Genomic DNA, 26428 nt, shown 5'->3' with positions numbered 1-26428 from the left:
CCGGTCAGGCCATCCCTTCGGTATCGAGGCCGAGCAGCGCCCGGCTGAGGCGCCTGCGCGGGACGGGCAAGGGCGCGATGTGGCGGAGCGCGGCGTTGCGCAGGCCCTGGGCCAGCGGGTTGCTCAGCCTCATGACGGCGAACAGCCGGTCGGTGAAGTCCAGCACCTTGCGCCCGATCGGGTGGCGCTCGGCGTCGTAGCCGTCGAGCGTGCCGGCGTCGAGCCGCCGGGCAAAGGAGACCGCGTCCCAGATGCCGAGGTTCATGCCGCGCCCTCCGGCCGGCGAATGGACGTGCGCGGCGTCGCCGGCCAGGCAGCAGCGTCCCTTGCGGTAGCTCTCGACCTGGCGCAGGGCGACGTGGAAGTCCGACTGCCAGTGCGACTCGCGCAGCACCGCGCCGCGCGGCAGGCGCTCGGCGACGCCGGGCGCCGTCGAGACCAGCCGCCAGCGGTCGCCCTCGATGCGTGCCAGGAAGTCGACGTGACCGTCGCGGCTCAGGAAGAGGTTGATGTTCTCCCGGGCCTCGGGCCAGTCGAAGGTCAGGTCGGCGAGACTCCAGTGCTCGTCGTAGTGCTTGCCGGCGAAGCTCAGGCCGAGCTCCTGGCGCACGGTCGAGCGGGCGCCGTCGGCGCCGAGCAGCCAGAGCGCGCGCTGCTCGCTCTCGCCGTCCGGGCCGCGCAGCCTTGCGGCGACGCCCCGGCCGTCGTCCTCGAGGCTCACCAGCTCGGTCTGCCGGTCGACGGTGATGCCGCGCTCGGCCAGCGTCTCCTCGAAGATGCGCTCGGTTTCGCTCTGCGGCAGGGAGAGGAGGAAGTTCCTGTGGCCCGGCGGTGCGGCGAGCTGCACGCGGACCAGCGGCTCGCCGTCGAAGAAGAGCTGGGCGCCGTGGATCTCCAGGCCGTCCGCGACGATGCGCTCATCGAGGCCGAGCGGCTTCATGAGCTCCAGCGTCTTGGCGTTGACCGCCAGCGCCTTGCTGAGCGTCGTCCGGCCCTCGTTGCTGTCGATGATGCGCACGCTCCGGCCCAGCCGGTTCAGCTCCAGGGCCGCCGCCATGCCGACCGGACCGGCCCCGACCACCAGGACGTCCAAGGCTTCCGTCATCGCGGGTCCTCCGTTCAGCGCCGTGCAGGCAACGGTGCCACGCTGCCGGTGCGAGGTGAACCAGCATCTTGCCGATGCTCCCCTGTGTCTGATCAGCGCGGCGCCTTGCCGGGTCCCGGGCGCGTCAGGCCGCGGCCGCGCGTGATCGCCTCGCTGCCCAGGCGCTCGCGCACGCTCTCGACGGCGCGGGCGACCTGGGCACGGCGTGCGCGGTCCGGCTCCAGCAGGTCGGGCTGGTCGGCCTCGGCGGCCGGGCCCAGCTCCGAGGCGCCGATGCCGATCAGCCGGAAGGCGGTGCCGTCGGCCGCCGCCAGCAGCAGCGCCTTGCCTTCGCGGTAGAGGATGTCGGCGAGCTGGGTCGGGCTCGACAGGCTGCGGCTGCGGGTGATGTTGCGGAACTGGCCGGTCTTGAGCTTCAGGGTCACCGTGCGGCCGCCGAGCCCGGCCTTGCGCAGCCGCCGGGCCACGGTCTCGCAGAGCGGCCAGAGCTCGGCGAGCAGCGCCTCGGGGTCGCTGAGGTTGCTGTCGAAGGTCGTCTCCGCGGAAATCGACTTGGTCGGCGCGTCGGGATCGACCCTGCGGTCGTCGAGGCCGCGGCTCATGCGGTAGAGGCGCCGGCCCATGGCGCCGTGGCGCGCGATCAGCTCCGCCTCCTCGTAGGGCCAGAGGTCGCGGATCCGGCGGATGCCCTCGCGCTCCAGCGAGGCGTTCAGGGCCTTGCCGACGCCCCACAGCAGCGAGACCGGGCGGTCGGCCAGGAAGTCCTTTGCCTCGGCCGCGCCGATCACCGCGAAGCCGCGCGGCTTGTCGAGGTCGGAGGCGATCTTGGCCAGGAACTTGTTGCAGCTGAGGCCGATCGAGACGGTCAGCGACAGCTCGCGCTCGATCTCGGCGGCGAGCCGCGCCAGCGTGACCGCCGGCGCCCCGTGGTGCAGCTTCTCGGTGCCGGTCAGGTCCAGGAAGGCCTCGTCGATCGACAGCGGCTCGACCAGCGGCGTCAGCGCGCGCATGCGCCGGCGGATCTCCTCGCCGGCCTCGCGGTACTTGGCCATGTTCGGCTTGATGACGACGGCATCAGGGCAGGCCGCCAGCGCCTTGAACATCGGCATGGCCGAGCGGACGCCGTAGAGCCGGGCGACGTAGCAGGCCGCCGAGACGACACCGCGATGGCCGCCGCCGACGATCACCGGCTTGTCGCGCAGGCTGGGGTCGTCGCGCTTCTCGACCGAGGCGTAGAAGGCGTCGCAGTCGAGGTGCGCGATCGACAGGGCCGTCAGCTCCGGATGCGCGACCAGGCGCCGGTGCCGGCAGCGCGGGCAGCGGCCGTCCGCCGGCGGCTCGTCGAGCAGCGAGAAGCAGTCGCGGCAGAGCGTGGTCACGCGCCGACGGCCTCCGCCAGCTCCTCCTCGCGCCACAGCCAGGCGGCGCCTCGGACGCCCGAGTCGGCGCCGAAGCGCGGTGCCCGGATCGGCGTGTCCGGCCGGTCCGAGAAGACCCAGCCGGCGAGCCGCGGCGGCACCTCGCGATAGAGCAGCGGCAGCTCCGAGAGGCCGCCGCCGAGCACGACGACGTGCGGGTCGAAGATGTTGATGACGTGGGCCAGGCCGCGCCCGAGGCGCTCGACGTAGCGCGCCAGCGCGGCCTGGGCGCGCGGCTCGCCGGCCTCGGCGGCCAGGACCGCGGCCTCGCCGCTGCCGGCGCCGGCCTCGCGCGCCAGGGCCGGGCCGGACAGGAAGGTCTCGACGCAGCCCCGGCGGCCGCAATAGCAGGGCGGGCCGGGCCGTTCGTCGTCCTGCGGCCAGGGCAGGGGATTGTGGCCCCACTCGCCGGCGATGCCGTCGCGGCCGGGCAGCGGCCGGCCCTCGACGACCAGGCCGCCGCCGACCCCGGTGCCGAGGATCACGCCGAACACGGTCGGCGCGCCGGCGCCGGCGCCGTCGGTCGCCTCGGACAGGGCGAAGCAGTTGGCGTCATTCTCGACCCGCACGGGCCGGTCCAGCCGCTCCGCCAGGTCGCGGTCGAGGGGCTCGCCGATCAGCCAGGTCGAGTTGGCGTTCTTGACCAGGCCGGTCAGGCTGGAGACCGTGCCGGGGATCGCGACTCCGACGGAGCCGCGGCGGCCGGTCTCGGCCTCCAGGCGCGCGACGATGGCGGCGATCGCCTCCAGCGTCGCCGCGTAGTCGCCGCGCGGCGTCGCGCTGCGGCAGCGCGCCAGGGTCCGGCCCTGCTGATCGAGCGCCAGGCCCGAGATCTTCGTGCCGCCGAGGTCGATTCCGAGTCTCATTCAACGGCTCCTTCGGCCGGCGTTGCGACGATCATGTGCCTAACGAAACGTTAACCCTCGGACGATTAGAAATGCAGTGCCGGAAGGCGTATGAGTGTCTGCTAGTGTACGGGGAGGGGACACGGTGCTTCAGGGGAGCTTGCGCGAAATGACGGACGGGAAGAACGGCGCGGAAGTCGGGGGCGAACCGAAGACCGTGCTGGTCGTCGAGGACAACGACCTCAACATGAAGCTCTTCCACGATCTGCTGGAAGCCCATGGCTACAATATCCTGCAGACCAAGGACGGCATGGAAGCCCTGAAGATCGCGCGCCAGCACCGTCCGGACCTGATCCTGATGGACATCCAGCTGCCCGAGGTCTCGGGCCTGGAGGTCACCAAGTGGATCAAGGAGGACGACAACCTCAAGCAGATTCCCGTGATCGCCGTGACCGCCTTCGCCATGAAGGGCGACGAAGAGAAGATCCGCGAGGGCGGCTGCGAGGCCTACATCGCCAAGCCGATCTCGGTCACCAAGTTCCTGGAAACCGTCGAACGCTTCCTCAGCTAGTCGGCAGGGGTCGGAACCAGAGCCTTGTCCGCGCGCATCCTCGTCGTCGACGACATCCTCCCCAACGTCAAGGTCCTCGAGGCCAAGCTCACCGCTGAGTACTTCGACGTCATCACCGCGTTCGACGGCGCCGGTGCCCTGGAGCGCGCGGTCGCCGATTCGCCGGACGTCATCCTGCTCGACGTCATGATGCCCGGCATGGACGGCTTCGAGGTCTGCCGCCGGCTGCGCCAGGACCCCCAGACCCGCCACATCCCCGTCGTCATGGTGACCGCGCTGACCGACGTCAGCGACCGCGTGCGCGGCCTGGAGGCCGGCGCCGACGACTTCCTCTCGAAGCCGATCAACGACCATGCGCTCTTCGCGCGGGTGCGCTCGCTGGTCCGCTTGAAGACCCTGACCGACGAGCTGCGGGCGCGCCAGGCGACGGCCGGCTCGAGCGAGCTCGAGGATCTCGGCGCCGAGGAGGCGCTGGCCGGCGCGCACGTCCTGATCGTCGACGCCCAGCAGCATCGCTCCCAGCGCATCGCCGACCAGCTGCGCCAGGCCGGCCACGAGGTCGAGATCGTCGGCGACGCCGCCGAGGCCATGCAGCGCAGCCAGGCCGAGCCGGCCCTCGACCTCGCGATCGTGCACATCGACCTCAGCGGCCAGGACGGCATGCGGCTCTGCGGCCAGCTGCGCAGCCAGGAGACGACGCGCCAGCTGCCGCTGCTGCTGGTGCTCGACGAATCCGACCTGCCGCGTCTCGCCAAGGGCCTCGAGCTCGGCGTCTCCGACTACCTGATCGAGCCGGTCGACCGCAACGAGCTGCGCGCCCGGGTGCGCACCCAGCTGCGCCGGCGCCGCTACTACCATCGCCTGCGCAGCCTGCTCGACCGCACCGTCTCGATGGCCTACACCGACCCGCTGACCGGCGCCTACAACCGGCGCTATCTGAAGGCCCATCTCGAGCGCAAGCTGATGGAGATGGCCGACAGCAGCAAGCCGGTCTCGATCATGCTGTTCGACCTGGACCGCTTCAAGCTGGTCAACGACGAGCTCGGCCACGACGCCGGCGACGCCGTGCTGAAGGAGGTCTCCCAGCGCGTCGGCAACAACGTGCGCAGCTTCGACATGCTGGCCCGCTACGGCGGCGAGGAGTTCGTGGTGATCATGCCCGACACCGACGCCGAGCACGCCCTGGCGGTGGCCGACCGCCTGCGCCGGCTGATCGGCGAGAAGCGCTTCGGGGTGCCCGGGCGCGACGAGGGACTGACGGTCACCTTCTCGGCCGGCGTCGCCACCGCGACCGACCCGATGGAGACCGGCGACCAGCTGCTGAAGCGCGCCGACGCGGCGCTCTACGAGGCCAAGGGCGGCGGCCGCGACCGCGTCGTCGCCGCCCGGCCGGCCGACCTCTCCGAGTCCGACCCGCAGTACGCCTACGGCCGCCCCTGAGGCGGGGCCGCCGGCGTCGGGACGCCGTGCGGCGGCGAGAACGCGAAACGGCCGCCCGGAGGCGGCCGTTTCGGCGTCAGCAGGTCTGCCGGCGGAGCCTGGGCTCCGCGGCGACGCTACTTCATCTTGGCTTCCTTGAACTCGACGTGCTTGCGCGCGCGCGGATCGTACTTGCGGAAAGCCATCTTCTCGGTCTGGTTCCGCGGGTTCTTCTTGATGACGTAGAAGTAGCCGGTGTCGGCGGTGCTCACCAGCTTGATCCACTGCGTCACGGACTTGGCCATGGCTCTGTTCCTCGCCGCCGCCCTCGGACTGTTCGATGGGCGGACTCTCTGTACGGGTTCTTCGAAGAGGCGCGGAGATTAGCGTTCCAGGCCGCCGTGTCAAGCGCGGAAGCGCCGATTCACCGGCGCGGGGCCCCGTCGGACCGTGCGTCGAGGAAACGGGCGATCTCGGCGTTCATCTGCCGGTGCAGGGCCGCGCGATCGACGCCGGGAGCATCCCGGCAGAGCGCCGGCAGGCTGGCGGCCAGGCGGGCCGAGCAGGGCGCGAGGAAGACGAAATGACCGGCGCCGGGAAGGACCTCGAGCGCCGGCGGCACCGGCAGGTCGCGGGCGAGCGCAAGGGCGTTGCGCTCGGGCGAGAGCTGCTGGTCCGCGTCGCCGACGTAGAGCCGCAGCGGCGCCTCGACCCGCTTCAGGCCGTCGCGCGGAAAGACGACGCTGAGCGGCGCCAGCAGCACGAATGCCCCGATCCGCGGGTCGGCGGTGGGCAGGAGATCGGGCCGGTCGTTCCGGATCCTGCCTCCCGCCTCGCAGACCGCGTGGTCCGCGGGCCGGGCCGCGCAATAGGTCTCGAGACGCGACAGGTCGGGCTGCGCCCCGGCCAGGATCAGGCCGGTCGTGCCGCCGGCCGAGAAGCCGGCGAAGCCGATCCGGTCGCTGTCGATGCGGCCGGCCAGGAAGGGAGCCTGGAGCGCGGCGGTCAGAGCGGCCGAGATCTGCAGGGGACGGCCGTAGATCGTGCTGACGGCGCCGAGCCCGCTCGGGTCGCGGTAGTTGTCGCCGGGATGCAGCACCGAGACGACGAGGAAGCCCTTGCGGGCCAGGAAGCTCGCCAGGTCGTGGTGTCCCCAGAGGCTGCCCAGATCGCCGTGCGAGACGAGCACGAGAGGATGGCGGCCCGGCGCGATCTCAGCCCCGCGCAGGCCGTCGATGTCGTAGGGGCCGATCTCCGTCGTGCCATCGCCGCCGGTGCCCGGATAGAACAGGGCGGCGTCCATCGGCCGGCCGCTCACCGGATCGACGACCTCGAGGCGCCTGAAGCCGACGCCCGACGCGTCCGCGGCGCGGGCGTCCGGCAGGGCGACGGCGGCCAGCAGAAGCAGCCAGGCGACTCCCAGTACGGTTCGCAGCATCCCGTTCGCCCGCCCTTCGTCCTGGTCAGCCGTTGCGCGTCGCACAGGTGGGAGTCGGGTTGAGGAACGGCAAGGGGCGAGAAGAGGGGGGCTCGCCGGATCGGCCGTGCGCCACGGCCCTGCCGCCGGCCGTCAGCGGTAGATCGGGATCTCGCCGTCGCGCCAGGCGAAGAGCCGGCTCGGGCGCTCCGGATCGCGGCGCCGGGCCATGCATTCGGCGAGCACCAGGGCGGTGACGCTGGACATCGGCAGGCCCAGGACCTCGGCGGTCGGCACGAAGCCGACGTCGTCGAGCTCGCCGTCGCCGCGGCCGGAGGGCGTCGGCTCCAGGCCGACCAGCAGGAAGAAGCGGGTGTGGAAGCGGATCGGCGAGACCGCCGGCGTGATCGCGCGGGCGGCGAGGCCGAGCCGGCCGAAGGCCGGCGTCAGGCCGGCCTCGACGAAGGGCCGCCAGCAGGCCGCTACCGGGTCGCTGACCGGCCCGCCGGCCGGCCCGGCGGCCAGGCCGAGCAGCAGTCCCGTCTCCTCCCAGACCTCGCGCAGGGCGCAGCGGGCGAGGGCGGCGAAGCGGCGGCGGGTCGCGCCGTCGACGGCGCCCGAGGGGCGCGCCAGCGGCTCGGCGAAGCCGCTGGCCCTGGCGTCGAGCGGGTCGAGGCGGCCGCCGGGAAAGACGTAGACGCTGGGCATGAAACGCGCCTGCCGGCTGCGCCGGCCGAGCAGCACCTCGGCGCCGTGCCGGCCGTCACGCAGCACGACGACTCCGGCCGCGTCGCGCGGCCTTACGCCCGTGCGGCGCTCCGGTCTGGGCGGGGACTGTCCGGCAGCCGGCTCCAAGCGTCGGCCGGCCGGCTCACTTCACCACGGCGGCCGCGACGGCATGGCCGCGATCGGCGGTGTTGGTCGGCGCGTCGCCGCGGGCCCGGGCGTAGAGGCCCGGATCCTCGATCAGCCGGCGCGCGACCTTGACGTCGATCTCGCTCTCGGTCTCGCGCGTCGGGCAGCGGGCCCGGAGCGCGGCCAGCGCGGTCTCGTCGTCGGGCTGGATGTCGGCCTGCCGGACCGCGCGGGCGATCGGCAGCTGGCCGGCGACCAGGCGGTCGACGACCTCGTCGGCGCCGCCGACGTCGGTGCTGGTGCAGATGTCGGGCAGCACCCCGCGATGCTGCAGGGCGTAGCCGGAGGGCGCATGGAAGCGCGCCCAGGTCAGGGTCAGCTCGCCCTCGTTGGGCATCCGCAGCACGGTCTGCACCGTGCCCTTGCCGAAGGAGTTGGAGCCGACGATCACCGCCTGGCCGCTGTCCTGCAGGGCCGCGGCGACGATCTCCGAGGCCGAGGCGGAGTTGCCGTTGACCAGGGCGACGACCGGGCGGCCGCCGGTGATCACGTCGTCCTGGGCGTCGAAGTACTGGTGACTGTCGGGATGGCGGCCATGGGTCGAGACGATGCGGCCGTGACCGATGAACAGGTCGGCGACGGTCACCGACTGGTCGAGCAGGCCGCCCGGATTGCCACGCAGGTCGAGGATGTAGCCGGCCAGGTTGCCGCCCATCTCGTGCTGCGCCTCGAGGATCTTGTCGCGCAGCGAGCGGGTCGTGTTCTGGTTGAAGCCGGTGACCTTGAAATAGGCCTCGCGGCCTTCGGGATGGTAGCTGACGGTCTGCGGCACGATGTGGGCGCGCGTGATGTCGAGCTTGATCGGCTGGCCGACGCCCTCGCGCCGCACGGTCATCTCGACCTTGCTGTCGAGGGGCCCGCGCAGGCGCCGGACGACGTCGCGCTGGTCGAGGCCGACCGCGCTCTCGCCGTCGATCGACACGATCAGGTCGTCGTTCTTCAGGCCCGCGGCCTCGGCCGGCGTGCCTTCCATGACGTCCATCACGCGCACGCCTTCCTCGACGACGCGGATGCGCACGCCGATGCCGCCGAAGCCGTCGCGGCTGGCGCGGTTCTCACGCGCCTCGTCGCGGCCGGCGTAGCGCGAGTAGGTGTCGAGCTGCGTCAGCATGGCGTCGAACATCGTCTCGTAGACCGACTCGATCGGCGTGTCGGCCAGGGGCTTCGACAGCTTGCGCGTGTCGGCGACGGCCTCGGCCGTGGCGCGCGCCCAGGGGCCGCTGGAGTCGCCCTCGGGCATGTCGTACTGGCCGGCGCGCAGGCCGCCGACCGTCATGACGAAGGTCTTGCCGTCCTGGGTCACCGCGATGCTCGGGTCGATGTCGGAGAGACCGCGCAGCGCGTGCATCGCCAGGTCCTCGACCGGGATCTCGCGGATGTAGACCGAGGAGATGTCCTGGTAGCCGGCCGAGAACATCCGGCGGACCTGGCCTTCGTCGAACTGGCTCTCGCCCGCGGCCTGCTGCTGCGGCGCCGCCGCGCAGGAGCCGAGGATCAGCAGGGTCAGGGTCAGGGCGCCGAGCCGCGACAGGGCGGGGCGGGGGAAACGGGAGCGGCCGGACGCCGTCATTCGAATGCAGATCCTCTTCACGTGTGGCGCCCCCGAAAGCCTGCGCTTCGCGGCCCATCACCGCCCCACACTAGGGCGGAGCCATGGTAAATGTCGAGACGGCCCCACGGTCCGGACTCGCGCCGCTATGCCGCACCCGGTCCCGATTGGACGGCAGAATCCTTGAATCAATCGTTAGCCTGCGCGCGGTCGACGCTGGTTAACGGCGGCCCTTGGGCGTTCGCGTCTTGTCCCGTGCGCCGGACTTGCCCTTCTTCCCGGCGGCGCGCGGCGCCTTGCCGGCCTTCGCCGCTTTCGCCTTGGCCTTCGCGGGCCGGTGCTTCGGGCTGCCGCGGCCGCCGCTCCTACGCACCGGCCGCGCGGCGGGTGGCGGACCGCCGTCGAGCGGCTCCCAGCCGTCGGCGCTCCCGGCCTCCGCCTCGGCCTCGTCGGCCTCGACCAGGTTGAGGATCAGGCCGCCGGTCAGCGGATCGGCCTCGATCAGGCGCGCGCGGACCTTCTCGCCCAGGCGGTAGGTGCGGCCCCAGCGCCGGCCGACCAGGGCGTGGATCCGCTCGTCGTGCTGGTAGAAGTCGCCGGGCAGGCTGGAGACCGGCACCAGGCCGTCGCCGCCGCTCTCGTTCAGGGTCACGAACAGGCCGAAGCGGGTGACGCCGTTGACGCGGCCGGCGAAGACCTCGCCGACCCGCTCCTTGAGGAAGGCGGCGGTCAGGCGGTCGACGGCGTCGCGCTCGGCGGCCGCGGCGCGCCGCTCGGTCGTCGAGATGTGCTGGCCGATCTCCTCGAAGCGCGAGACCTCGCGAGCCGTCAGGCCGTCGTCGCCGAGGCCGAGCGCGGCGATCAGGCTGCGGTGCACCAGCAGGTCGGCATAGCGCCGGATCGGCGAGGTGAAGTGGGCATAGCGCACCAGCGCCAGGCCGAAGTGGCCGATGTTGGCGGGGCTGTAGATCGCCTGGGCCTGGCTCCGGAGGATCAGCTCCGAGACCATCTGGGCATAGGGCTTGCCCTCGGCCATCTCCAGGATCCGGCCGAAGGAGGCGGCGCGGATCACCTGGCCCTTGGCGAGCTTCAGGTCGAGCGTCGCCAGGACGTCGCGCAGCGCCGCGACCTTGGCCTCGTCGGGCACGTCGTGGACCCGGTACATGCAGGGCCGCTGGCGGCTCTCCAGCTCGGCCGCCGCCGCGACGTTGGCGGCGATCATGAACTCCTCGATCAGCCGGTGGCTGTCGAGGCGCCGGCGCGGCTCGATGCGCGCGACGTTGCCGCGCTCGTCCATGACGATGCGCCGCTCGGGCACGTCGAGGTCGAGCGTGCCGCGCGCCTGGCGGGCGGCCAGCAGGGCCCGGAAGGCGCCGTAGAGCGGCGCCAGCACCGGCGCCAGCAGGGGGCCGGTCAGGTCGTCGGGCCGCCCGTCGACCGCGGCCTGGACCTGCTCGTAGGTCAGGCGCGCCGCCGAGCGCATCAGGCCGCGCAGGAAGCGGTGCCGCTTCGGCCGGCCCTCGGCGTCGATCCAGAGGTGGCAGGCGAGGCAGCCGCGCTCCTCCTTAGGCTTCAGCGAGCACCAGCCGTTCGACAGCGCCTCCGGCAGCATCGGCACGACGCGATCGGGGAAGTAGGCCGAGTTGCCGCGCTCGCGCGCCTCGCGGTCGAGCGGGCCCTCGGGGCGCACGTAGTGGGCGACGTCGGCGATCGCGACCAGGATGTGCCAGCCGCCGGGGTTCCCGGGGTCGTCGTCGGGCTCGGCGAAGACCGCATCGTCGAAGTCGCGGGCGTCGGCGCCGTCGATCGTCACCAGGGGCAGTGCGCGCAGGTCCTCGCGGCGGCCGAGCGTGACCGGCCCGGCGACCTCCGCCTCCTCGACCGCGGCGTCGGAGAACTCGGTCGGCAGGCCGTGCTCGTGGATCGCGATCAGGCTGAGGGCGTGCTGGTTGTCGAGGCCGCCGAGGCGCTCCAGCACCACGACCTCGGGCGGGCCGACGCGGCGATGGTGCGGCTTCGGCTCGCAGAGCACCAGCTCGCCGACCTCGGCGCCCTTGGCGTCGGCCTTGCGCAGCAGGTAGTCCTTCTTGGCGCGCTTGTCGGTCGGCTTGACCCGCAGGCCGTCCTTGGCCAGCTCGATCATGCCGAGCACCCGCCGAGGGGCGGCGCCGAGCCGGCGGATCACCCGCGCCTCGTAGTGGCCGGCGTCGACGCGGGTCAGGCGGCACAGCGCGCGGTCGCCCTCGGCCAGGGCCGAGCGGCTCTGCCTGCCGGGCTCCAGGTAGATGGTCGGCGGCTCGGTCTCGGCCTCCCAGCGCACCGGCCGGGCCAGGGTCTCGCCGTCCTCGTCGAGGCCGACCACGGTCAGCACCGCGACCTCGGGCAGGGCGCCGGCCGCGGCGACCTTGCGGCGCTCCGGTGCCTCCAGCTCGCCGTCGAGCTTCAGCTCCCTGAGCAGCACCTTCAGGCGCTGGCGGTCGGCGCCCTTGATGCCGAAGGCGCGCGCGATCTCCCGCTTGCCGACCGGGGTCGGGCTCTCGCGCACATAGGTCAGGACCTCGTCCCGGGTCGGAAACGGCTTGTCGGCGCTCACTCGGCGGCTTTCGCGGTCTTGGCCCCCGCCTTGGCTTTGGACCTGGCGCCCGTCTTGCCGGCGCTCTTGGTGGCGGCCTTCTTCGCGGGCGCCTTCGCCTTGGGCGCCGTCTTCGCCTTGGGCGCGGCCTTGGCGGGCGCCTTGCCTTTGCCGGCGCCCTTCTTCTCGGCCTGGGCGCGCAGCAGCTCGACGGCCTTGTCGAGCGTGATCTCCTCGAGGGTCAGGTCCTTGGGCAGCGTGGCGTTGATCTTGCCGTGCTTGACGTAAGGGCCGTAGCGGCCCTTCTGAGCGGTCACCGGCTTGCCGTCGTCGGGATGGTTGCCGATCGTCTTGGCCTCGCCGCCGGGCTTCTGGCTCAGCAGGTCGATCGCGCGGTTCATGCCGATCGTCAGCACGTCCTCGTCCTTCGGGATCGACTTGTAGACGCTGGCGCGCTTGACGTAGGGGCCGTAGCGGCCGATGCCGGCGGTGACCTCTTCGCCCTCGTGGACGCCGAGGCTGCGCGGCAGGGCGAGCAGCTTGAGCGCGAGGTCCAGGTCGAGCGAATCGGGCGTGGTGTTGGGCGGCAGCGAGGAGCGCTTCGGCTTGTCGCCCTTCTCCTTGGCCTCGCCGAGCTGGATGTAGAAGCCGTAGGGGCCCTTGCGCAGGGTGACCGACTGGCCGCTGCCGGGGTCCGTGCCGAGCTCCAGCGTGTCGCCGCCCAGGGCGGCCGCCTGCTCGGCCTCCTCGCTGCCCGGCGCGATCAGCGGGCGGGTGTAGCGGCACTCGGGATAGTTCGAGCAGCCGACGAAGCCGCCGGTCTTGCCGAGCCGGATGCCGAGCCGGCCGTTGCCGCAGACCGGGCAGGCCCGGGGGTCGACGCCCGGCTTGTCGGGATCGATCGGGAAGAAGTGCGGGCCGAGGTCGCGGTCGAGCGCGTCGATGACGTCGGCGATGCGCAGGCCCTTGGTCTCCTCGACCGCCGCGGCGAAGGCCTCCCAGAAGCGGCGCAGCACGGTCTTGTAGTCGACCTTGCCGTCGGAGACCTCGTCGAGCTCCTCCTCCATCGAGGCGGTGAAGGAATACTCGACGTAGCGCTGGAAGAAGGCGCTCAGGAAGGCGGTGACCAGGCGGCCGCGGTCCTCGGGCAGGAAGCGCCGCTTGTCGAGCCGGACGTACTCGCGGTCCTGCAGGACCTGCAGGATCGAGGCGTAGGTCGAGGGCCGGCCGATGCCGAGCTCCTCCAGCTTCTTGACCAGGCTGGCCTCGGAATAGCGCGGCGGCGGCTGGGTGAAGTGCTGCTCGGCCAGCACGTCGCGCAGGGTCAGGTCCTGGCCCTCGGCGAGCTTGGGCAGGCGCTGCGAGGACTCCTCCTCGTCGTCGTCGCGGCCCTCCTGGTAGAGCCTGAGGAAGCCGTCGAACAGCACGACCTGGCCGGTCGCCCGCAGGGTCGCGACGCCGGCCCCGGCGGCGTTCGCCGAAGCCTCACTAGCCCCGCCGCAGCGGATGTCGACGGCGACCTGCTCCAGCTGCGCGGCCTCCATCTGGCTGGCCAGGGCGCGGACGTAGACCAGGTCGTAGAGCCTGGCCTCCTCCTCCGAGAGGCGCCGGCGGACCTGGTCGGGATGGCGGCCGAAGTCGGTCGGGCGGATCGCCTCGTGGGCCTCCTGGGCGTTCTTCGCCTTGGTCTTGTACTGGCGCGGCGCGTTCGGCAGGTAGTTGTCGCCGTAGCGCGCGGCGATGGTCTGGCGGGCCGCCCCGATCGCCTCGTTCGACATGGCGACGCCGTCGGTCCGCATGTAGGTGATCAGGCCGACCGTCTCGCCGTCGACCTCGACGCCCTCGTAGAGCTTCTGGGCGATGCGCATGGTGCGCGAGGCGCCGAAGCCGAGCTTGCGGCTGGCCTCCTGCTGCAGGGTCGAGGTCGTGAAGGGCGGCTGCGGGTTGCGCCGGACCTGCTTCTTCTCGACCGAGGCGACGGTGTAGCGCCCGGCGCCGCGGATCGCCGCGACGGCCCGGTCGGCAGCCCCCTTGTCGCCGATCTCCAGGCGCTCCAGCTTGCGCCCCTCGAGGTGGGTCAGGCGCGCCTTGAAGGGCGCCGTCGCGACGCTGTCGAGCAGCGCCTCGACCGACCAGTACTCCTGCGCCCGGAAGACCTCGATCTCGGCCTCGCGCTCGCAGATCAGCCGCAGCGCGACCGACTGCACGCGGCCCGCCGAGCGGCTGCCCGGCAGCTTGCGCCAGAGCACCGGCGAGAGGGTGAAGCCGACCAGGTAGTCGAGCGCGCGGCGCGCCAGGTAGGCGTCGACCAGGTTCACGTCGATGTCGCGCGGCTGCTTGAAGGCCTCGATCACGGCGTTGCGGGTGATCTCGTTGAAGACCACGCGCTGCACCGGGATGTCCTTGAGGATGCGCCGGCGCTTCAGCTCCTCGACGATGTGCCAGGAGATCGCCTCGCCCTCGCGGTCCGGGTCGGTCGCGAGATAGAGCCGGTCGGCGTTGCGGACCGCCTGGGCGATCTCCTTGATCTGGCGCTCGCCGCGGCCCTCGACCTCCCAGGCCATGGCGAAGTCCTGGTCCGGCAGGACCGAGCCGTCCTTCGACGGCAGGTCGCGGACATGGCCGTAGCTGGCCAGCACCTGGAAGTCCTTGCCCAGATACTTGTTGATGGTCTTGGCCTTGGCGGGCGATTCGACGACGACGACGTGCATGCTGTTCCGGAAGTGGCGGCGCCCGCGACAGGAAGGTCGGGCTGCCTCGTTGCTGGCGGGCGGTCAGTCGGGCGCGCCGATCAGTGCGACCCTCCCGCCCGGCTGGCGTTCCAAACGGCCGGCCAGCTCCAGTTCCATCAGGATCAGGCTGACCAGGGAGGCAGACAATTGGCACCGGCGCAGGACTTCGTCAACCGCGACACCGGATGGGCCGAGGCATTCGACCACCGCGGCGCGGGCCGCATCGGAGGCTCCGCCCGCCGCCGCTCCGGCCGGCGGCGCGGGCTCTTCGAGCCGCGCCGGGCGTGAAGGCAGGCCCTGTCCCATCAGGGCGCGCAGCAGGTCGTCGGCCTCCTCGACCAGGATCGCGCCCTGGCGCAGCAGGGCGTTGCAGCCGCGGGCCCGCGGGTCGAGCGGCGAGCCCGGCACGGCGCCGACCTCGCGGCCCTGCTCCAGCGCCAGGCGCGCCGTGATCAGCGAGCCGGAGCGCAGCGCCGCCTCGACCACGACGACGCCGAGCGACAGGCCGGAGATGATCCGGTTGCGGCGCGGGAAGTGGCGGGCCTGCGGCTCCAGCCCCGGCGGCTGCTCGCCGACCAGCAGGCCGCGCTCGCCGATCGCCTGCTGCAGCGCCCGGTTCTCCGGCGGATAGCAGACGTCGAGCCCGCCGGCGACGGCGGCGATCGTGCCGCCGTCCAGCGCGCCCTCGTGGGCCGCGGCGTCGATGCCGCGCGCCAGGCCCGAGGCGACCACGAAGCCGGCGGCGGCACAGTCGCGCGCCAGGGTGCGGGCCAGGGTCCGGCCGTTGGCCGAGGCGTTGCGGGCGCCGACCAGGGCGACGGCGGGCCGGGCCAGCAGCTCGCTGCGGCCCCTGAGGATCAGCAGCGGCGGCGCGTCGTCGGTGGCGGCCAGGGGCTCCGGATAGCCGGGCTCCGTCAGGCCGAGGGTCGTCGCGCCGATCCGCTCGATCGCCTCGAGTTCCCGCTCGGCCTCGGCCGGGGAGGGGATGCGGGGGGCGGCGCGCCGGCCGCCGCGGCGGGCCAGGTCGGGCAGCGCCTCCAGCGCCGCCGCCGCCGTGCCGAAGCGGGCGAGCAGCTGGCGGAAGGTGACGGGGCCGACGTGCTCGGTCCGGCTGAGCCGCAGCCAGTCCAGCCGCTCGGCCTCGCTCAGCGGCCGGCTCGACGCCTGTTCCGGTGCCGCGACCACGCCTGCCACGCCGCCTGCCGGGCCGCTCAGAAGAAGAAGTGCCTGCTCATCGTGCGGGCAATTACCGGTTGCAGTGGCGCCACTGTCAAGCGAGCGATTCCGCTCGTTGCGCATTGCTCGACGATGGAGCGAGCGAGTGTTAGGTCCGACATCCCGCTACGGAAGGTCTTTCACACGAATGTACCATGTCGTGTCCCAGTTCTTGGGATCCCTGACGACCACCTGCCTTCCCCGAAGCGCCACGGTCCAGGTACTGAAGCGAAAGGCGAGCCGATAGAATGCACTCTTCCACCTCGGCGTTCGAGTTGGTGTGAAACCGACCTTCAGGAGGCGCGCCGCCACATTCCGGTCGATCAGTTGCGAGCGGACTATTAGCTCTGTGTCCGGGTCAGTGCCGCTGCGCCTCAGCGCGAGTATCGTACGGGCTGCGCGAAGCAACTGCATATGCCTCTCGCGCACATCGATTTTCCCCGCCTTCGCGCCCATCAGCCCCGATCTCAAATGGAGGCTGACCGATCCGTCGAGATGACATAGGTACATCAATTCGTCCGATAGGGTCGTGTAGGCCCCGCACGCCAGCATCACCGCCAAGATTGCCCACAGGATCGAAATCGAAGCGTATTCGCTGGGATAGCCTTGGAGAGAAAGGATGAGGGGCCAGGTGGCGGTCAAGGCCAAGGCGACGGCGGATCCCGGCAGGGCGAATGAACGGAGTCGACACCACACGATCTTGCCGCGCCTCGGTCTCGGTCGGCGCCTGACGAACCGCATGTCTGCGGTTCAACCTCGTCCGTGCGCGCCGATGAAGCTGCGCAGCAGGCCGCTGGTCGTCTCGGCCTGCTCGACGTTGAGCAGGTGGGCGGCGTGGGCGAGGACGCAGAGCTGGGCGCCTGGGATCTGCTCCTTGATCGTCTGCATCACCGCCGGCGGCATGCCGGGATCGTCCTGGCCGGCCAGCACCAGGGTCGGCGTGCGAACCGCCGGCAGGCGGTCGGTCAGGTCGAGCGGCTGGATCGCCCGGCAGCAGCCGACGAAGCCGGCAACCGGCGTCGCCAGGATCAGCTGGCGGATCGCCTCGACCTCGGGCCGGCCGGCGGCGCGGAAGGGCTCGGTGAACCAGCGCGCCAGGGTCGCCTCGGCCAGCGCCGCCATGCCCTGGCTCTCGGCGGCCGCGATGCGCTCGTCGAAGGCCTTGCGGCCCTCCGGCGGGATCCGGCTGGTCGTCGCGCAGAGGGTCAGGGAGATCAACTTCCCGGGGGCGGTCAGGGCCAGCTGCTGGCCGATCATGCCGCCCATCGACAGGCCGACGAAGTGGAAGCGGGGCAGCGTCAGCGCCTCGGCGAGGCCGAGCAGGTCGGCGGCCAGCAGCTCGAGATCGTAGGGGCCGTCGGGCGCCGCCGTGCCGCCGTGGCCGCGGGTGTCGTAGGCGACGACCAGATGGTCCTTGGCCAGCGCCTCGATCTGCGGGCGCCACATCGCCCGGCTGCAGGCGAGCGAATGGGACAGCACCACGGCCGGGGCGTCGGCCGGCCCGGCGATCTCGACGCACTGGCTGAGGCCGTTGGCCTCGATCTGGCGGACCTGGCTCACGGCCTCTCCTCCCTAGGGCTTCCTGTCGGGCGCATCGGCCTTCGGCGCGGCCTTCTGGCCGAGCCTGCTCTCCTGGCCGCGCAGCAGCCGGCCGATGTTCTGCAGATGGCGCGACCAGACCAGGATCGCAAGGATCGCCGCGAATTGAACGAGTTGCAGATTCCCTCTCAGAAACCACGCGAAGATTGGCGAGGCGGCGAGCGAGACCAGGGCGGCCAGCGAGGAGTAGCGGAACAGCGCCGCGACCAGGGCCCAGGTCGCGCAGGCCGCGAGGCCGACCGGCCAGGACACGGCGAGCAGCGTGCCGAGCGTCGTCGCGACGCCCTTGCCGCCCCTGAAGCCGAGCCAGACCGGGAAGAGGTGGCCGACGACGGCGCCGAAGCCGGCGACGATCATCGGGTCCGGGCCGCCCCACCAGTAGGCGAGCAGCGCCGCCGCCGCGCCCTTGCCGCTGTCCAGCACCAGCGTCGCCGCGGCCAGGTCCTTGCGCCCGGTGCGCAGCACGTTGGTCATGCCGATGTTGCCCGAGCCGATCTTGCGGATGTCGCCGAGGCCGGCGAGGCGGGTCAGCACCAGGCCGAAGGGGATCGATCCGAGCAGGTAGCCGGCGGCCAGCGCGGCCAGCAGGTAGGGCCAGGCGAACTCCCAGGAGATCGGGTCGGGCATGAGGTCTCCAGCTGCCGGGACGGCCCGCGATTCACGCAGGCGGGCCGGAGCGCGTCAAGGCGCGGCTGCCGCTCCGGGCATCACGCCTGCTCGACTGGCGCGCCGGCAGGGTCGTGCCGCGCACCGCCGGCGAAGGCGAGCCTGACGGCGTAGGCGCGCAGGTCGGCCGGCCAGCCGGCGATCTGCCGCTCGAAGCCCGGCCGGTCGTCGGCGAAGAGCGCGCGGCAGGCCTCCTCGTAGCCGGGCAGGTCGCCGGCCAGGGCCGAGAGGAAGCGGTAGGCGGCCTCCTGGGCGGCGCGCCGCCGCTGGTGCGGGCCGTCGCTGCGCCGGGCCTCCTCGACCAGCCGGCGCAGGGCCGCCGAGGCGCCGCCGGGCTGGGCCGCCAGCCACTCCCAGTGCCGCGGCAGCAGCGTCACCTCGCGGGCGACGACGCCCAGCTTCGGGCGGCCGCGGCCGCGCGGTTCGGCGGAGGCGGCATCCTGCCGGGCGGGTGGGCGCGACGCGCGACCGGCGAGGGCCGCGGGCTGCGACAGCCGCTCGATCAGTTCGGCCTCGCTGCCGCGCAGGTCCAGGTCGACGACCCGGCCGGTCGCGTCGTCGAAGACCAGCAGCGGCGCGTCGGGCGCGCGCGCGGTCGCGTCACGGACCGCCAGGGCGACCTCGACCAATGAGCCGGCGCGCAGCAGGCGCTGGCCTTCGAAGGCGGTGCAGGGCCTGGCGAGCGGGTCGGTCATCGGGGCATCCTCGGTTCGTGGGCGGTGCTTTCTACCCGGGCGAAAACGACCGAGTCAATTTGATCCGGGTGGAAAAATGGGACCCGCCCGGCGCCCGCCCCAACCGTGCCATGTCCCGCGCGCCATTGAGCCCGCCGTGCGCCTGCTCAAGAATGCGCCTCCCGCGTCGCCGAGGGCGTCGCCCGACAGACAGAAGAATCCCGAGGAGACGACTGCATGAGCAACCGCCGCTACGTGATCGCGAGCATTCCCGGCGACGGCATCGGCAAGGAGGTCATCCCGGTCGGCCAGGAGGCCGCCGACGCGGTCGCCGACCGGCACGGCTTCTCAATCGAGTGGCGGCCGCTCGACTGGTCCTGCGAGCGCTACGACCGGACCGGCCGGATGATGCCGGAGGACGGCATCGACCAGGTCAAGGAGTGCGACTCGATCTACCTGGGCGCGGTCGGCTGGCCCGGCGTGCCGGACCACGTCTCGCTCTGGGGCCTCTTGATCCCGCTGCGCCGCGACCTCGACCTCTACGCCAACGTCCGGCCAGTGCGCCTGCTCGAGGGCGTGACCTCGCCGCTCGCCGGGCGCGGCAAGGCCGACATCGACTTCGTCGTGGTGCGCGAGAACGTCGAGGGCGAGTACTCCGAGATCGGCGGCCGGCTCTACCGCGGCACCGAGCACGAGGCGGCGGTGCAGGAGACGGTCTTCACCCGGCGCGGCGTCGACCGCATCCTCGACTACGCCTTCGAGCTGGCGAAGACGCGGCCGCGCAAGCACGTGACCTCGGCGACCAAGTCGAACGGCATCGTCCACACCATGCCCTTCTGGGACGAGCGCTTCGAGGCCGCGAAGCAGCGCCACCCCGGGGTCGGCACGGCGCAGTTCCACATCGACATCCTGACCGCGAACTTCGTGCTGCATCCGGACTGGTTCGACGTGGTCGTCGGCTCCAACCTGTTCGGCGACATCCTTTCGGACCTGGGGCCGGCCTGCGCCGGCTCGATCGGCATCGCGCCCTCGGCCAACCTCAACCCGAGCCGCGCGCTGCCCTCGATGTTCGAGCCGGTGCACGGCTCGGCCCCGGACATCGCCGGCAAGGGCGTCGCCAACCCGATCGCCGCGGTCTGGACCGCCGCCATGATGCTCGACTTCCTGGGCGAGCCCGAGGCGGCGAAGACCCTGGAGAAGGCCATGGAGGCGGTGCTGACCGACCCGGCGGCGCGCACCCGCGACCTCGGCGGCACGGCCGATACGAAGGCCTGCGGCCAGGCGATCCTGAAGGCGATCGCGGGGTAGGGCGGCGCCGGCGGCGGCCCTCAGCCCGCGCTGAAGCCGCCGTCGAGGACCAGCTCGGCGCCGGTCATGTAGCTGGAGGCCTCGCTGGCCAGCCACAGCGCGGCCTCGGCGACCTCTTCGGGACGGGCCATGCGGCCGAGCGGCTGGCGGCGGGTCAGCTTGTCGCGGATCGCGGCGGCGTCGCCGGAGGGCCCGGCGACCGCCTCGGCGATCTCGCCGACCATGGCGCTGTCGACGAAGCCGGGGCAGAGCGCGTTGACCCGGATGCCGTAGCCCCGGTCGGCGCAGTGCAGCGCCGCCGTCCGGCTGAGGCCGAGCAGGCCGGCCTTCGCGGCGGCGTAGGCGGCGAGCGGCGGCGAGGCGACCTTGGCGGCGACCGAGGCCAGGATCACGATGCTGCCGCCGCGGCCGTGCCGCTTCATCGCGGCGATCGCCGCCTGGGTGCCGTAGAAGGGGCCTTCCAGGTTGACCGCGAGGGCGCGCCTGAGCTGCTCCGGCGTCGCCGCCTCGATGTCGCCGGGCACGGCGAGGCCGGCGTTGCTGATCAGCACGTCGAGCGGGCCGAGCCGCGCCTCGACCTCGGCGACCGCGGCCGGCCAGGCCTCGGGATCGGTGACGTCGAGGGCGAGCGACAGGGCGGCGCCGGGCAGGGCCGCCTCGGGCAGGACGGGCGGCGCGAGGTCGCTGGCCGCGACCCGGGCGCCGGCAGCCGCGCAGCGCGCCACGGTCGCCTTGCCGATGACGCCGCCGGCGCCGGTGACCAGGACGACCTTGCCGGCCAGCGCCGTCATCGCAGGCGCCTCGTCCCCCGCGATGGGGTAATATGATACCCCATCCGCAAGTCACCGTTTTCAAAGGGACTTTTTCGCTGTTGACTGGACAAGAAGGCTCCCCTATATCCCGGCCCTCGCGCGGCGCTTCGGCCGCGCTCCTGCTTTTCGATCCCTCTGGAAAAGAGCGACGGTTCCGATGAAGACCTATTCCGCGAAACCGGCGGATGTCGAGAGGAAGTGGTACGTGATCGACGCCGAGGGCGTCGTGCTCGGCCGCCTCGCCTCGCGCATCGCCATGATCCTGCGCGGCAAGCACAAGGCGATCTACACCCCGCACGTCGACACCGGTGACCATGTCATCGTGATCAACGCCGAGAAGGTGCGCCTGAAGGGCGGCAGCAAGCTGCAGGACAAGCGCTTCTACTGGCACACCGGCTATCCCGGCGGCATCAAGGAGCGGACCATGGCCGAGATCCTCGGCGGCCGCTACCCCGAGCGGGTGATCCTGAAGGCCGTCGAGCGCATGGTGCCGCGCGGCCCGCTCGGCCGCCAGCAGCTGACCAAGCTCAAGGTCTACGCCGGCGCCGAGCATCCGCACGCGGCGCAGCAGCCCGAGAGCTATGACTTCGCCGCCGCCAACCCCAAGAACGCCAGGTTGTCCAGCCGATGAGCGAACAGACCCTCACCGATCTCTCCCAGCTCGGCGCTGCCGCGGGAGTCGAGGCCCCGGCCAAGGCCGAGCCGAAGCGCGACGCCCAGGGCCGCTCCTACGCGACCGGCCGGCGCAAGAACGCCGTCGCCCGCGTCTGGGTCAAGCCCGGCAGCGGCCGCATCCAGGTCAACGGCAAGGACCTGCCGACCTACTTCGCGCGGCCGGTGCTGCAGATGCTGATCGCCCAGCCGTTCCAGGTCGCCGGCCGCGTCGACCAGTTCGACGTGGTCTGCACGGTCTCCGGCGGCGGCCTGTCGGGCCAGGCCGGCGCGGTGCGCCACGGCATCAGCCGGGCCCTGACCTTCTACGAGCCGGGGCTGCGCCCCGTGCTCAAGCAGGGCGGCTTCCTGACCCGGGACTCGCGCATGGTCGAGCGCAAGAAGTACGGCAAGGCCAAGGCCCGCCGCAGCTTCCAGTTCTCCAAGCGCTGATCCAGACTCTTCAGGTTTCTATTTGAAAAGCAGCGGCTTGGAGAGATCCAAGCCGCTGTTTTGCTGTTCGCCGGCCCGAAAGCCCCTGTACTGCCATCACGCGGACGACGTGGCCACGGCGGGCGGCGCGCCGGAGCTGCAGGGATCGTCTCGTCCCGAAGCGGCGGCGGCGAGAGAAGTCACTTGATGCGCTTCAGGTGGATCTTGCTGGAGCCGTAGATGCCGTCCACGGCGTCGCCGGCGTAGGTGTAGAACGCCGTGGCATGCCACGGCAGGTCGACGCGAAGCCTCGCCGCTCCGTCGCCGATGAACCTGGCCGTCACGTCGTATTGCTTGGGGCTCGGAAGGTTCCAGGGAAGGAACTTGCCATGGGCGTAGATCACTTCCGCGGTGTGCGCCTTGGGGTCGACGGAGTTCACGACGAAGGTGCCGCAGAGGGCGCTGCCGCCCCAGGCGTCGCCGGAATAGGCGCCGACCCACCGCGCATAGTCGGCGGGTGTGCCGGCCGGCGCCGGGCTGATATGGCTGAGATCTGCGGGAGCATCGTCGAAGGTGCAGTCGGCAGCCAGCGCGGGTGCGACCGACAAGCCACCTGCGAGACAGGTGAGGCCCGTCAGAGCCGCGAACAACAACGCTCGCATATCCTTTCTCCCCGTCTGGATTGTGGGATGAGTCCCGGTGACATAGTCGGCCGATGCGATCGGCCTGTCACCTAGACTTGTGGTCGCTGGAGTTTATGCGACGAAAAGTAGATGTCGCGCCGACGCTTCCCGGCAGCCGATTGACGAGCACGGTGCTCTTGACGCTTGCTAGCGGCCTCCGGTTCCGATCCGAAAGAGGGGACCTCCCGTGTTCGAGCTGTCGGCCTACCTGACCTTCCTGCTGGCCTGCGTCGCCGTGGTGATCGTGCCCGGCCCGACGGTCACCGTGATCATCGCCAACTCGCTGCGCTACGGGGCGCGCGCCGGGCTGGCCAACGTCGCCGGCACCCAGGCGGGCCTGGCGGTCATGCTCGCCGTGCTGGCCGCCGGCCTGCAGGTCGTCGTCCAGGCGCTCGGCACGGTCTTCGAGGTCGTCAAGCTGATCGGCGCCGCCTATCTGGTCTACCTCGGCCTGAAGCTGCTGCTCAGCCGGTCGAGCCTCTCGACCGCGGGCGCCGACGCGGCGATCGAGGCGGCGACCGCGGCGCGCACCGAGCCCTTCTCCTGGCGCCGCTACTTCTGGCAGGGCGTCCTGGTGATCTGGGCCAACCCCAAGGCGCTGCTGTTCTTCGGCGCCTTCATCCCGCAGTTCGTCCGGCCCGAGGGGCCGGTCGTCGCCCAGACGCTCCTGCTCGGCCTCACCTTCATGGCCGTCGCGACCTGCCTGGACAGCGGCTACGCCCTGCTGTCCGGGCGCGCCGGCGGCTGGCTGACCCGCCAGCGGGTGCGCGTGCTGGAGGTCTGCAGCGGCTGCTTCCTGATCGGCGGCGGCGTCTGGCTGGCGCTGACCCGGCGCTGAGCACCGACGGGAGCGGCGGCGTGATCAAGCCCTACCGCGGTCTCGCGCCGCGCATCCATCCCGACGCCTTCGTCGCCGAGACCGCCGTGGTCATCGGCGACGTCGAGATCGGCGCCGGCAGCTCGGTCTGGTACGGCGCGGTGATCCGCGGCGACGTCAACCGCATCGTCATCGGCCGCGACACCAACGTCCAGGACGGCACGGTGATCCACTGCAACCACGACCGCCAGGGCGACTACCGGCAGACCGGCGGCGGCCTGCCGACCCTGATCGGCGACGGCGTCACGATCGGCCACCTGGCGCTGCTCCACGCCTGCACGCTGTCGGACGGCTGCTTCGTCGGCATGCGCGCCACGGTGATGGACGGGGCGGTCGTCGAGCGCGGCGCCATGGTCGCCGCCGGCGCCCTGGTGACGCCGGGCAAGCGCGTGCCCTCGGGCGAGCTCTGGGCCGGCGCGCCGGCCGCCTTCAAGCGCCGGCTGACGGCGGAGGAGCTGGCCTCCTTCCCCTACCAGGCCGGGCACTACCGGCAGCTCGGCGAGACCCACCGGGAGGCGTGAGGGCGCCTAGCGCCTGGCCTGCGCGGCCTGGGCCAGCAGGGCGATCAGCGGCGCGGCGGAACCCAGGTGCTCCTGCACGGCCGGCCAGTCGACCGCTGCACGGTCACGCAGGATCTCGAGCAGCGGCCGCTTGTCGAGGGTCAGGTCCTGGGTCAGCTCGGCCTCGCTGAGCCGGCCGTCGCCGTCGCTGTCGAAGCCGCGCACGAAGAGCGCCGGCTTGATCGAATGCACCAGCATCTGGGCGATCGCCAGCGAGGCGCGGTCGCGCGCGCTCATCGTCGGCTTCTTCCAGTCGGCCCAGGCCATCATCTCGTTCTGCACCGCGGCCAGCTCGCCGGGCGCCACCTCGCCGTCGCGGTCGCGGTCGGCGAAGGCCCAGGCCTGGTCGATGCACGTCTTGGCCGGCTCGACGGCGCAGGGGCCGGCGGCCTTCAGCATGAAGCTGTCGAAGCGCTTGGCGCCGATCATCTCGGCGTCGCCGAGGCTGCCCGCCTGCGAGGGCGCCGGATTGGCCGCGAGCAGCGCGCCGGCGAGCAGCAGGGGCGCGGCGCAGAGCCCCAGGGCCAGGAAACGCGCCGTCCTCATCGCTGCTGCCCTCCTATTCCTCGCCGTCCAGGGCCCGGACCGTGACGTAGCGGCCGGGCGCGTCCTCGAGCGGCTTCAGCTTGCCGTCGCCGGGCCGGCGCGCCGGCACCTTGGCGCCGGCGTGCTTGCCGAGCCATTTGGCCCACTCTGGCCACCAGGAGCCGGGCACCTCCTTGGCGGCGCGGAACCAGGCGTCCGGGTCCTTGGGGTTTCGCGTCGAGGTCCAATGCGAATACTTCCCGGAGCTCGGCGGGTTGACCACGCCGGCGATGTGGCCCGAGGCCGCCAGCACGAACTTGCAGGGCCCCGAGACGTGCTGGGTCAGAGCGTAGGTCGACTTCCAGGGCGCAATGTGGTCTTCGCGCGTCGAAAGCATGAAGACCGGCAGCCGGATCCTGCCGAGGTCGATCGGCACGCCCTTGAGGGTGATGCCGCCCGGCTGGACCAGCCGGTTCTCCTGGTACATGCGGCGCAGGTAGAAGGAGTGCATCGCCGCCGGCATGCGCGTCGAATCGCTGTTCCAGTAGAGCAGGTCGAAGGGGAAGGGGTCCTTGCCGAGCAGGTAGTTGTTGACCACGAAGGACCAGATCAGGTCGTTGGCGCGCAGCATGTTGAAGGTCGTCGCCATCGACGCGCCCTCCAGATAGCCCCGCTCGTTCATCTGCTCCTCGAGGGCGGTCAGCTGCTCCTCGTCGATGAACACCCCCAGCTCGCCGGCCTCGGCGAAGTCGGTCATGGTGGTGAAGAAGGTCGCGCTGCGGATGCGCGAGACGTCGGGGCCGGGGTCCCTGGGCTTCTTGGCCGAGAGGTAGGCCAGGCTGGCCGCCAGCAGCGTGCCGCCCAGGCAGTAGCCGATGACGTTGAGCTCGCGCTCGCCGGTCGCCTGCTCGATCGCGTCGATCGCGGCGAACGGCCCTTCGAGCATGTAGTCCTCGAAGGTCTTGGCCGCGAGCTTGCTGTCCGGGTTGACCCAGGAGATCACGAAGACCGTCTGGCCCTGGTCGACCGCCCACTTGATGAAGGAGTTCTTCTCGCGCAGATCGAGGATGTAATACTTGTTGATCCAGGGCGGGATGATCAGCAGCGGCCGCTTCGCCACCGTCTCGGTGGTCGGCGCGTACTGGATCAGCTGCATCAGGTCGTTCTGGTAGACGACCTTGCCCGGGGTGATCGCGATGTTCTCGCCGACCTTGAAGGCATGGTCGTCGACCATGCGGATGGCCAGGCGCCCCTTGCCGCGCTCCAGGTCCTCGAGCAGGTGCTCCAGGCCCTTGACCAGGTTCTCGCCGCCGCTCTCCAGGGTCGTGCGCAGGACCTCGGGGTTGGTCATCACGAAGTTCGAGGGCGCCATCGCGTCGACGAACTGGCGGGTATAGAAGTCGACCTTCTTGGCGGTCTTGTCGTCCAGGCCCTCGACGTCCTTGACCTGGTTCTGCATCCAGCGCGCGCTCAGCAGGTAGGACTGCTTGATGAAGTCGAAGAGCTGGTTCTCGTCCCAGGCCGGGTCCTTGAAGCGCCGGTCGCTGCGCTCGGGCGTGACCAGCGGCTCGGCCTCCTCGCCCATCATGCGGCGCGCCGTGCTCTGCCAGAGCTTGAGGTAGTCCTGCCAGAGGTTGAGCTGGGCCTGCATCAGCTTGGCCGGATCGGCCATCATGCGGGCGGTCATCTCGAGGAAGGCGCCGCCGATGTTCAGGGGATCGAGGCGGGCGGTGCTGGCCTGGCTTTCCGACTGACGTTCGAGGAACTCCGCGACCAGCTTCTGGCTGCGTTCCGCGATCTCGGTCATCGACTTCGACATCTTGACCGGGTCGGGGAGCCGGATCTCCGGCTCCTGTTGCTCGGGCATGGTGCCTTTCCTATGC

25 protein-coding genes are annotated in these 26428 nt (G+C 71.7%); 7 read left to right on the top strand and 18 right to left on the bottom strand.

Annotated elements, in window-relative coordinates; genetic code table 11:
• Nucleotides 1-4: 4 nt before the first annotated feature.
• The 3 genes from B9O00_RS11190 to B9O00_RS11180 all read right to left on the bottom strand — a co-directional run bounded on the left by B9O00_RS11190 (nucleotide 5) and on the right by B9O00_RS11180 (nucleotide 3389).
• Nucleotides 5-1105: an FAD-dependent oxidoreductase gene (locus B9O00_RS11190; protein ID WP_085122757.1), complete on the bottom strand. Its 1101-nt coding sequence runs from the start codon at nucleotides 1103-1105 to the stop codon at nucleotides 5-7.
• A 92-nt stretch (nucleotides 1106-1197) separates the two neighbouring features.
• Complete coding sequence (locus tag B9O00_RS11185; protein WP_085122756.1) at nucleotides 1198-2484, bottom strand: DNA polymerase IV; 1287 nt, start codon at nucleotides 2482-2484, stop codon at nucleotides 1198-1200.
• The gene (locus B9O00_RS11180) at nucleotides 2481-3389 is read right to left on the bottom strand and encodes an ROK family protein (RefSeq protein WP_085122755.1); all 909 of its coding nucleotides are present in this window, start codon (nucleotides 3387-3389) and stop codon (nucleotides 2481-2483) included. The genes B9O00_RS11185 and B9O00_RS11180 overlap by 4 nt, the downstream gene beginning before the upstream one ends.
• A 148-nt stretch (nucleotides 3390-3537) precedes the next feature.
• Here B9O00_RS11180 and B9O00_RS11175 point away from each other — a divergent pair, with 148 nt between their 5' ends.
• Nucleotides 3538-3939, top strand: coding sequence for a response regulator (locus tag B9O00_RS11175; protein ID WP_085122754.1), 402 nt, complete (start codon nucleotides 3538-3540; stop codon nucleotides 3937-3939).
• Nucleotides 3940-3963: 24 nt separating this feature from the next.
• Nucleotides 3964-5379, top strand: coding sequence for a PleD family two-component system response regulator (locus B9O00_RS11170; RefSeq protein ID WP_085122753.1), 1416 nt, complete (start codon nucleotides 3964-3966; stop codon nucleotides 5377-5379).
• 116 nt (nucleotides 5380-5495) lie between these two features.
• Here the strand turns inward: B9O00_RS11170 and rpmG are convergent, their stop codons facing one another.
• The 11 genes from rpmG to B9O00_RS11115 form a co-directional block, all read right to left on the bottom strand.
• Nucleotides 5496-5663, bottom strand: coding sequence for a 50S ribosomal protein L33 (gene rpmG / locus B9O00_RS11165; RefSeq protein WP_085122752.1), 168 nt, complete (start codon nucleotides 5661-5663; stop codon nucleotides 5496-5498).
• 119 nt (nucleotides 5664-5782) lie between these two features.
• A complete protein-coding gene (locus tag B9O00_RS11160; protein ID WP_085122751.1) occupies nucleotides 5783-6796 on the bottom strand; it encodes an alpha/beta hydrolase family protein in 1014 nt (337 codons plus the stop codon).
• A gap of 132 nt (nucleotides 6797-6928) precedes the next feature.
• A complete protein-coding gene (locus B9O00_RS11155) occupies nucleotides 6929-7630 on the bottom strand; it encodes an NUDIX domain-containing protein (protein WP_085122750.1) in 702 nt (233 codons plus the stop codon).
• A 16-nt stretch (nucleotides 7631-7646) separates the two neighbouring features.
• Nucleotides 7647-9260, bottom strand: a complete 1614-nt coding sequence (locus tag B9O00_RS11150; protein ID WP_085122749.1) for a S41 family peptidase — start codon at nucleotides 9258-9260, stop codon at nucleotides 7647-7649.
• 199 nt (nucleotides 9261-9459) lie between these two features.
• Complete coding sequence (gene rnr, locus B9O00_RS11145; RefSeq protein WP_085122748.1) at nucleotides 9460-11832, bottom strand: ribonuclease R; 2373 nt, start codon at nucleotides 11830-11832, stop codon at nucleotides 9460-9462.
• Nucleotides 11829-14522, bottom strand: coding sequence for a type I DNA topoisomerase (gene topA, locus B9O00_RS11140; RefSeq protein ID WP_085122747.1), 2694 nt, complete (start codon nucleotides 14520-14522; stop codon nucleotides 11829-11831). The genes rnr and topA overlap by 4 nt, the downstream gene beginning before the upstream one ends.
• A 63-nt stretch (nucleotides 14523-14585) precedes the next feature.
• The gene (dprA, locus tag B9O00_RS11135) at nucleotides 14586-15737 is read right to left on the bottom strand and encodes a DNA-processing protein DprA (protein ID WP_322111177.1); all 1152 of its coding nucleotides are present in this window, start codon (nucleotides 15735-15737) and stop codon (nucleotides 14586-14588) included.
• 147 nt (nucleotides 15738-15884) lie between these two features.
• On the bottom strand, nucleotides 15885-16406 hold the full coding sequence (locus B9O00_RS11130; RefSeq protein WP_085122745.1) for a hypothetical protein: 522 nt from the start codon (nucleotides 16404-16406) through the stop codon (nucleotides 15885-15887).
• A 102-nt stretch (nucleotides 16407-16508) separates the two neighbouring features.
• A complete protein-coding gene (locus B9O00_RS11125) occupies nucleotides 16509-17318 on the bottom strand; it encodes an alpha/beta fold hydrolase (protein ID WP_085122744.1) in 810 nt (269 codons plus the stop codon).
• 12 nt (nucleotides 17319-17330) lie between these two features.
• Nucleotides 17331-17984 (bottom strand): glycerol-3-phosphate 1-O-acyltransferase PlsY, encoded by a 654-nt coding sequence (plsY, locus tag B9O00_RS11120; protein ID WP_085122743.1) that lies wholly within the window; start codon nucleotides 17982-17984, stop codon nucleotides 17331-17333.
• Between the two features lie 80 nt (nucleotides 17985-18064).
• A complete protein-coding gene (locus tag B9O00_RS11115) occupies nucleotides 18065-18718 on the bottom strand; it encodes a DUF2239 family protein (RefSeq protein ID WP_085122742.1) in 654 nt (217 codons plus the stop codon).
• Nucleotides 18719-18934: 216 nt separating this feature from the next.
• On the opposite strand from B9O00_RS11115, the gene B9O00_RS11110 reads away from it, so the two are divergent.
• Entirely contained in the window at nucleotides 18935-20005 is a 1071-nt protein-coding gene (locus tag B9O00_RS11110) for a tartrate dehydrogenase (protein ID WP_085122741.1), read from the top strand.
• A gap of 20 nt (nucleotides 20006-20025) precedes the next feature.
• On the opposite strand, the gene B9O00_RS11105 is transcribed toward B9O00_RS11110, so the two are convergent.
• Nucleotides 20026-20796: an SDR family NAD(P)-dependent oxidoreductase gene (locus B9O00_RS11105; protein ID WP_085122740.1), complete on the bottom strand. Its 771-nt coding sequence runs from the start codon at nucleotides 20794-20796 to the stop codon at nucleotides 20026-20028.
• 178 nt (nucleotides 20797-20974) lie between these two features.
• Between B9O00_RS11105 and rplM the strand changes: the two genes are divergently transcribed.
• On the top strand, nucleotides 20975-21448 hold the full coding sequence (rplM, locus tag B9O00_RS11100) for a 50S ribosomal protein L13 (protein WP_085122739.1): 474 nt from the start codon (nucleotides 20975-20977) through the stop codon (nucleotides 21446-21448).
• Nucleotides 21445-21921: a 30S ribosomal protein S9 gene (gene rpsI / locus B9O00_RS11095; protein WP_085122738.1), complete on the top strand. Its 477-nt coding sequence runs from the start codon at nucleotides 21445-21447 to the stop codon at nucleotides 21919-21921. The genes rplM and rpsI overlap by 4 nt, the downstream gene beginning before the upstream one ends.
• A gap of 179 nt (nucleotides 21922-22100) precedes the next feature.
• On the opposite strand, the gene B9O00_RS11090 is transcribed toward rpsI, so the two are convergent.
• Nucleotides 22101-22550, bottom strand: a complete 450-nt coding sequence (locus B9O00_RS11090; RefSeq protein WP_143596205.1) for a hypothetical protein — start codon at nucleotides 22548-22550, stop codon at nucleotides 22101-22103.
• Between the two features lie 220 nt (nucleotides 22551-22770).
• Between B9O00_RS11090 and B9O00_RS11085 the strand changes: the two genes are divergently transcribed.
• Nucleotides 22771-23421, top strand: coding sequence for a LysE family translocator (locus B9O00_RS11085; RefSeq protein ID WP_085122736.1), 651 nt, complete (start codon nucleotides 22771-22773; stop codon nucleotides 23419-23421).
• Between the two features lie 20 nt (nucleotides 23422-23441).
• The gene (locus tag B9O00_RS11080; protein WP_218822820.1) at nucleotides 23442-23981 is read left to right on the top strand and encodes a gamma carbonic anhydrase family protein; all 540 of its coding nucleotides are present in this window, start codon (nucleotides 23442-23444) and stop codon (nucleotides 23979-23981) included.
• 6 nt (nucleotides 23982-23987) lie between these two features.
• On the opposite strand, the gene B9O00_RS11075 is transcribed toward B9O00_RS11080, so the two are convergent.
• Together B9O00_RS11075 and B9O00_RS11070 are read right to left on the bottom strand one after the other, a co-directional pair.
• Nucleotides 23988-24566 carry a hypothetical protein gene (locus tag B9O00_RS11075; protein WP_085122735.1) on the bottom strand — a complete coding sequence of 193 codons (579 nt, stop codon included), beginning with the start codon at nucleotides 24564-24566 and terminating at the stop codon, nucleotides 23988-23990.
• 13 nt (nucleotides 24567-24579) lie between these two features.
• Nucleotides 24580-26412, bottom strand: a complete 1833-nt coding sequence (locus B9O00_RS11070) for a PHA/PHB synthase family protein (protein ID WP_085122734.1) — start codon at nucleotides 26410-26412, stop codon at nucleotides 24580-24582.
• Between the last annotated feature and the right edge of the window lie 16 nt (nucleotides 26413-26428).

The organism is Tistlia consotensis USBA 355, from assembly GCF_900177295.1.
GTDB lineage: Bacteria > Pseudomonadota > Alphaproteobacteria > Kiloniellales > DSM-21159 > Tistlia > Tistlia consotensis.
The sequence above is the reverse complement of the archived record's forward strand: the minus strand, read 5'-3'. Positions and strand labels throughout refer to the sequence as shown.